A 507-nucleotide genomic window follows, 5' to 3' on the forward strand; every position below is an offset into this window, starting at 1 on the left:
ATGAGCAGATATGAATCCGCCTCACATGTTTACTATCGGTGTCAGTACCACATAGTGTGGACACCTAAATATCGCTTGAAGATATTGAAGGGCAACTTGGGCAAAGAACTTTATCGTAGTATCTATATCTACAGTAATATGAAGAACTGTAAGGTTGTAGAGCTCAATGTTCAAGTAGACCATGTTCATTTGGTCGTAAGGTTGCCTCCTAGCTTAAGTATTTCCCAATACATGGGTTTTGTTAAAGGGCGTACAGCGATTCGACTTTTTAGCAAATTTCCGTATTTACGAAAGAAAAAGTTGTGGGGGAACAAGTTTTGGCAACGTGGTTATTTTGTTGATTCGGTAGGAATGAATGAGGAAATTATACGAAGGTATGTCAGGCACCAAGATCGTGTGGGAAAGGAAGAAGAAGAGCGTCAGATGCGTCTGGGGTTAGAAGATTAACAGTGAGCCCCCTTATAGGGGGCCATTCAAAGCCACCTGCTTTGCAGGTGGATTATTTAC

General features: G+C 41.6%; 1 protein-coding gene. It reads left to right on the forward strand.

The window, feature by feature from the left end; genetic code table 11:
• On the forward strand, positions 1–447 hold the full coding sequence (gene tnpA, locus M9194_RS21565) for an IS200/IS605 family transposase (protein ID WP_250614770.1): 447 nt from the start codon (positions 1–3) through the stop codon (positions 445–447).
• Positions 448–507 lie beyond the last annotated feature (60 nt).

The organism is Vibrio sinus, assembly GCF_023634645.1.
GTDB classification, from domain to species: Bacteria; Pseudomonadota; Gammaproteobacteria; order Enterobacterales; family Vibrionaceae; genus Vibrio; species Vibrio sinus.

What these genes read in the sequence shown, in the direction of transcription:
- tnpA (WP_250614770.1), top strand. Translation starts at nt 1, where the DNA reads ATGAGCAGATATGAATCCGCCTCACATGTTTACTATCGGTGTCAGTAC.